Annotated in this window: 7 protein-coding genes; 5 read left to right on the forward strand and 2 right to left on the reverse strand. The window is 72.4% G+C overall.

The features are described from left to right. Nucleotides 1-184: 184 nt before the first annotated feature. The gene (locus EHS43_RS34260) at nt 185-766 is read right to left on the reverse strand and encodes a TMEM165/GDT1 family protein (protein ID WP_125194540.1); all 582 of its coding nucleotides are present in this window, start codon (nt 764-766) and stop codon (nt 185-187) included. Nucleotides 767-1,114: 348 nt separating this feature from the next. Here EHS43_RS34260 and EHS43_RS34265 point away from each other — a divergent pair, with 348 nt between their 5' ends. From EHS43_RS34265 to EHS43_RS34280, 4 genes are all read left to right on the forward strand, one after another. Next, nucleotides 1,115-1,759, forward strand: a complete 645-nt coding sequence (locus tag EHS43_RS34265; RefSeq protein WP_125194541.1) for an HNH endonuclease family protein — start codon at nt 1,115-1,117, stop codon at nt 1,757-1,759. Between the two features lie 72 nt (nt 1,760-1,831). Beyond that, on the forward strand, nt 1,832-3,511 hold the full coding sequence (locus tag EHS43_RS34270; protein WP_125194542.1) for an alkaline phosphatase D family protein: 1,680 nt from the start codon (nt 1,832-1,834) through the stop codon (nt 3,509-3,511). A 275-nt stretch (nt 3,512-3,786) separates the two neighbouring features. Then, nucleotides 3,787-4,236, forward strand: coding sequence for a DoxX family protein (locus EHS43_RS34275; protein ID WP_125194543.1), 450 nt, complete (start codon nt 3,787-3,789; stop codon nt 4,234-4,236). A gap of 160 nt (nt 4,237-4,396) precedes the next feature. Next, nucleotides 4,397-5,008 carry a DedA family protein gene (locus tag EHS43_RS34280; RefSeq protein ID WP_185806534.1) on the forward strand — a complete coding sequence of 204 codons (612 nt, stop codon included), beginning with the start codon at nt 4,397-4,399 and terminating at the stop codon, nt 5,006-5,008. Between the two features lie 261 nt (nt 5,009-5,269). Here the strand turns inward: EHS43_RS34280 and EHS43_RS34285 are convergent, their stop codons facing one another. Continuing rightward, nucleotides 5,270-5,500 carry a DUF2277 domain-containing protein gene (locus EHS43_RS34285; protein WP_125194544.1) on the reverse strand — a complete coding sequence of 77 codons (231 nt, stop codon included), beginning with the start codon at nt 5,498-5,500 and terminating at the stop codon, nt 5,270-5,272. Nucleotides 5,501-5,618: 118 nt separating this feature from the next. Between EHS43_RS34285 and EHS43_RS34290 the strand changes: the two genes are divergently transcribed. Next, a partial coding sequence (locus EHS43_RS34290) for a ketopantoate reductase family protein (RefSeq protein WP_125194546.1) occupies nt 5,619-6,257 on the forward strand: 639 nt, incomplete at its 3' end.

A 6,257-nucleotide genomic window follows, 5' to 3' on the forward strand; every position in this document is an offset into this window, starting at 1 on the left:
GGACTTCGGAGGTGTCTCCCCCGCACCCCCGGAGGGACAAGGCACCCCCGGAGGGACAAGGCGGCCCCGCCCGCCGGTCAGGGAAAACGGGCGGAGGCCACTTTGTTTCTCCACGGTACAAAATCGGGCCGGTTCGCGCCACCACCTCCGGGGCCCGCCCGGAACAGTTCATCCGCCGTTCAGCTCAGCCCGTCACGGCCTCCCACAGGCTCCACAGCCCGAGGCCCAGCATCAGCAGCGCCGCGACCTTGGTGATGAGCTTCAGCGGGACCCGCCTCATGAGGGCCTTTCCGCCGACGATGCCGAGACCGGCCACCGCCCACAGCGCGAGCACCGCGCCGAGGCCGACGGAGAGCGGGTCGTCGTACCGGGCCGCGAGGTTCGCCGTCATGATCTGGGTCAGGTCCCCGAACTCGGCGACCAGGATGAGCATGAACCCGGCCCCGGCGACCTTCCAGAAGGACTGGTTCTCCGGATTGCGGATCTCCTCCTCGCCGTCGTCCTTCTTCATCAGCAGGACGGCCGCGCCGCCCAGGAAGAGCACGCCCGTCAGCGCCTGCACGATCTGCTGCGGCAGCAGGGTCAGCACGCTGCCCGCCGCCACGGCGAGCGCGACATGCAGCGCGAAGGCGGCGGCGACGCCCGCGAAGACGTAGGAGGCGCGGTAGCGGGTGCCGAGGACGAGGCCCGCGAGCGCGGTCTTGTCGGGCAGTTCGGCGAGGAAGACGACGCCGAAGACGACGGCCGTCACGGTGAAGCTGATCAAGGGTCCTCAATCGGTCGGGGCGCTGCCCCACCGAGAGTGTTCCTGCGAAACGACGCCTCGGCACGGCAGCGCACAGTCAGTGCACTACTGGCCGAAGGTCTCGCTGGCCGGTCCGTGAAGACCTGCCTCCGGGCGCCGGCTCAGACGAGCTGAGCAGTATGTCGACGGTCCGGCGAAGAGCTACTCCCCTTCAACGCCCTCCATCGTACGTGATCGTTTTCGCCGCACACCTTGTCGTGTCATGTACGCGTCACTAACTTCTCACCGTACGCACATCCCCCCGCAACACGGAGCCGCGAGCATTCGAACGCTCGCGCTCCAACATCCCCGCCCCCCAAGGGAGTTCGCATGCCGAAGTTCTACGCGCGTCGACGGCTCAGCATACTCGGCGCGCTCACCGCGCTCATAGCCTCCGTCGCGGTCCTCAACGGCCCGACCGCCTCCGCCGCCCTCCCCACCCCGGTCAGCGCGGCCACCGCCCGCACCTACCTCGCCTCGCTCACCGTGGCGACCGAGAACCGCACCGGCTACAGCCGGGACCTGTTCCCGACCTGGATCACCATCAGCGGCACCTGCAACACCCGCGAGTACATCCTCAAGCGGGACGGCTCCAACGTCGTCACCGACTCCGCCTGCGCCGCCACCAGCGGCAGCTGGTACTCCCCGTACGACGGCGCCACCTGGACCGCCGCCTCCGACGTCGACATCGACCACCTGGTCCCGCTCGCCGAGGCCTGGGACTCCGGCGCGAGCGCCTGGACCACGGCCCGGCGCCAGTCCTTCGCCAACGACGTCACCCGCCCGCAGCTCCTGGCCGTGACGGACAACGTGAACCAGTCCAAGGGCGACCAGGACCCGGCCACCTGGATGCCGTCCCTCACCTCGTACCGCTGCACCTACGTGCGCGCCTGGGTCCAGGTGAAGTACTACTACGGCCTGTCCGTCGACTCCGCCGAGAAGAGCGCGCTGACGAGCTACCTCGCCAACTGCTGACGATTCCCGCGCCGGAACCTCCCCGCGAGCCTCCGTCGTTCCGTACCGTACGGGGCGACGGAGGAGGATCACGTGACGGATCTGCGGGTGGGACCACTGCTCAGGTACGTCGACGGCTCGTCGGCGACCGTGTGGGTCGAGACGAGCCGTCCGTGCACCGCCGGGGTGCGCTGCTCGGACGGCACCGGCGGCGAGGCCCCCACGTTCCAGATCGCGGGCCACCACTACGCCCTGGTCCCGGTCGAGGGCCTCGCCCCCGGCACGGAGCGCTCGTACGAGGTGTTCCTGGACGGCACCCGCGTGTGGCCGCTGCCGGACTCGCCCTTCCCGCCCTCCGTGATCCACACGCCCAGCGAGGACGCGCCCGTCCGCGTCGCCTTCGGCTCCTGCCGCTGGGCCGCGCCCCCGGAGGGCGAGAAGGACCCGGTGGGCCCCGACGCGCTGGACACCCTCGCGTCCCGGATCGCCGCCGAGCCGCAGGGCGAACGCCCGGACGTCCTGCTCCTGCTCGGCGACCAGGTCTACGCCGACGAGACCTCCCCGGCCACCCGGCGCTGGCTGGCCGCCCGCCGCGACCTGAGCGACCCGCCGGGCGACCAGGTGGCGGACTACGAGGAGTACACCCACCTCTACTACGAGTCCTGGCTCGACCCCGAGGTGCGCTGGCTGCTGTCCACCGTGCCCAGCTGCATGATCTTCGACGACCACGACGTCATCGACGACTGGAACACCTCCGCCGCCTGGGTCGAGGACATGCGCACCCTGTCCTGGTGGCGCGAGCGGCTGCTGAGCGGGCTGATGTCGTACTGGGTCTACCAGCACCTGGGCAACCTCCCGCCGGCCGAGCTGGCCACCGACCCGCTCTACGCCGCCGTACGCCGATCCGCAGACGGCACCGACGAGCTGCGCGCCTTCGCCTGCCGGGCCGAGGCCGACGCGGCGTCCGTGCGCTGGAGCTACCGGCGCGACTTCGGCCGGGTGCGGCTGGTCATGGTCGACTCCCGCGCGGCCCGCGTCCTCGACGAGGACGACCGGTCGATGCTGGACCTCGGCGAGGCCGAGTGGCTGCGCGGACAGGTGCTGGAGGACCGCTCCTCCTACGACCACCTCCTGATCGGCACCTCGCTGCCCTGGCTGCTGCCGCACCTGGTGCACGACGCCGAGGCCTGGGACGCGGCGCTGTGCCGGGGGGAACGCGGGGCGCGCTGGGCCCGGTTCGGGGAGAACCTGCGGCGCAAGGCGGACTTGGAGCACTGGGCGGCGTTCCCCGACTCGTTCACGGCGCTGGCGGATCTGATCGCCGAGGTGGGTTCGGGTCCCGAGGCACCGGCGACGGTGCTGGTGCTGTCGGGGGACGTGCACCACGCCTACGTGGCCGAGCCGAAGTGGCGCACGGGCGGGCCGGACGCCCGTGTCCTCCAGCTCACCTGCTCCCCCGTCCACAACTCCGTGCCGTCCTACATGCGGTTCGGTTTCCGGTTCGGCTGGAGCGCGGTGGCGCGGGCGCTCGGCCGGGGGCTCGCCCGGCACGGACGCTGTGCGCGACCGCCGGTCTCCTGGCGGCACACCGGCGGCCCCTGGTTCGGCAACCAGCTCATGACGCTGACCCTGAACGGACGTTCGGCACGGCTGCGGCTGGACCACGCCCGGGAGTCGGGCGGGGGCCGGACCCGGCTGGTGAAGGTCTCGGAGTCCGAACTCACCGGGGGGACCGGCCGCGAGGCGACCCCGCTCGTCCGGCGCGACACCTGACAAACCGTCAACAGCGCTCACCGGCAGGGTTGTTGGCTTCGCCACGCCCGCGAGCAGGTGAGGATTCGGACTCACTTTCGATGGTCGATGAGAAGGGTGGCAGCCGCTCCACGTGCGGCTGCGGGTGAAACGGAAGGGGTGAGAGAGGCAAACCGATGTCCAAATGTTGAACTAGCAAGCATGAAACAGGGGCCCCTAACGTGGAGGGCCGACTCGGTCCCATCCCCCTGGGGCGAGGCCCCGGTGGGACCGACCCGACCGAAGGAGTCCCCCACATGACCGGACGCCTGAACAGCGCCCAGCCATACGCCCTCGGCCTCTACCGCATCGTCGTCGGCCTGCTCTTCCTCTGTCATGGCGCCGCCTCCCTCTTCGGCGTCCTCGGCGGTGCCAAGGGCACCGACGGAGGCACCCTGGAGGCGGGCACCTGGCCCGGCTGGTACGCGGCCGTGATCCAGCTCGTCTGCGGCGGCCTCGTCCTGCTCGGCCTGGGCACGCGTGCCGCCGCGTTCCTCGCCGCGGGATCCATGGCGTACGCGTACTTCAAGGTGCACCAGCCCACGGCCCTGTGGCCCATGGAGAACGGCGGCGAGCCCGCGGCGATGTTCAGCTGGGCCTTCCTGCTGCTCGTCTTCACCGGGTCCGGCGCGTTCGGACTGGACCGGCTGCTCGCGAAGCGCTCGACGCAGGAACGGCAGCCGGCCGCGGAGCCGGTGGCCGTCTGAGGCGAGCCGTACGGTGCCCTGCCGCGGCGGCGCGGGAGGGCACCGTACGGCCCAGCCGGGTGAACATGCCGCGTGCATCTCATGAGCCCCCCGTGAATCTCCTGCCCCTGCCGACGCGTACGCTGTATGGCTGTCTACGGGGGAATCACGGGGAGTCGCGGTGTTGGAGAGCCTGGGGTCACTGACCGGCAGTCCATGGATCTACGCCATGGTCGCGCTGTCGGTGCTCCTTGACGTGTTCGTGCCCGTGCTGCCCAGCGGGGTCCTGGTGATCACGGCCGCGACGGCCGCGGCCGCGGGCAGCGCGGCGACCGGGCGGGTCCCGGATGTGACGGCCCTGATCCTCTGCGCGACGACCGCCTCCGTGCTGGGCGACCTGGCCGCGTACCGCCTCGCCTTCCGGGGCGGTGAACGCCTCGACCGCGCGATCGCCCGCTCCCGCCGGCTGACCACCGCGCAGGAACGTCTCGGCGACGCGCTCTCCGCGGGCGGCGGGGCCCTGGTGGTCCTCGCCCGGTTCGCCCCCGCCGGACGCTCGGTGGTCTCCCTCCTGGCCGGCACCGCCCAGCGCCGCGCCCGTGACTTCCTCCCCTGGTCCGCCCTCGCGGGTCTGTCCTGGGCCGCGTACAGCGTGGCCCTCGGTTACTTCGGCGCGCACTGGCTGGGGGCCACCTGGCTGGCGACTGCGGTGTCGGTGGCGGCGCTGTTCGGAGCGGGAGCGGCGGCGGCCTTCGTGATGCGCCCACGCCCGGGCCAGGCACAGGCACGCTGACGGGGCGCGGCGGAGGCACCGCCGTGGGATGCGGGTCGCCCATCCGCGCGCTCGCCCGCGCGGGTAGGTCGAGCCGGGCCCCTCACATCAGCCCGCGCGCGTCACCCGGCCTCGCGGCGGGCCGCCACGCGGACCTCCAGTCGCGCCGGCCACGGCAGGCGTAGACGCCGACACCGGACACCGGTCGACGCAGCCGCCCGCCCACACCACCCCACACGGGCGGGCAGACCCAGCCGAACCCCTCACATCAGCCCGCGCGCGTCACCCGGCCTCGCGGCGGGTCGCTCCGCGGACCTCCAGTCCCGCCAGCAACTCCGCCGTCGCCTCCGTGATCACCTCCACGGCCCGTTCGAACACCTCCCGGTTGTGGGCGGCGGGAGCCCGGAAGCCCGACACCTTGCGCACGTACTGGAGCGCGGCGGCCCGGATCTCCTCCTCCGTCGCCTCCTCGGGCAACACCGGCGGACGAAGCGTCTTGATACTGCGGCACATACCGTCAGTCTCCCTCCCCGGGCGGATCGGCGCTTCCGCCCGCCCGTTCCGAGATGCCATGATCCTCGCCGAGGCGGCCACCGGTCCCGGGGCCGACCGACGAGAGGAACAACCCGACATGGCGCACGACTCCGCGCACCGCGAACCCACCGTGGCCGTCCTGGGCCCGGGCGGCACCGGCGGCCTCCTCGCCGCCCTGCTGGCCCGCGCCGGGCACCGGGTGATCTGCCTGGCCGGCGAGGACACGGCGAACACCCTGCGCACGGCCGGCCTCCGGCTCCGCAGCGACACCTTCGGCGACTTCACGACCCCCGTCGAGGCCGACACCGAGCTGCGCGAACCGGTCGACGCCTGCGTGATCGCCGTCAAGCACACCTCCCTGCACTCCGCCCTCGACCGCGTCCCGCCCGCCGTCCTGGGCGACGGCCTGGTCGTCCCCCTCCTGAACGGCGTCGAGCACCCGGCGGCCCTGCGCGCCCGCTACCGCCCGGACCGGGTCGCCCCCGCGGTGATCCGCGTCGAGTCGACGAGGATCGCGCCGGGCGTCGTCGAGCACGGCAGCCCCTTCGCCGAGGTCGACCTGACCGGCGACGGCGTCCCCCGCGAGCGCCTGGAAGCCCTGGCGTCCGCCCTGTCCGCGGCCGGACCCACGACCCGCGTCCTGGACGACGAGACGGCCGCCCTGTGGGCCAAGATGTCCTTCCTCGCTCCCCTCGCCCTCCTCACCACCCTGCACGCCCTCCCCATCGGAGAGGTG

Source organism: Streptomyces sp. RP5T, from assembly GCF_003933965.1.
Lineage (GTDB): Bacteria > Actinomycetota > Actinomycetes > Streptomycetales > Streptomycetaceae > Streptomyces.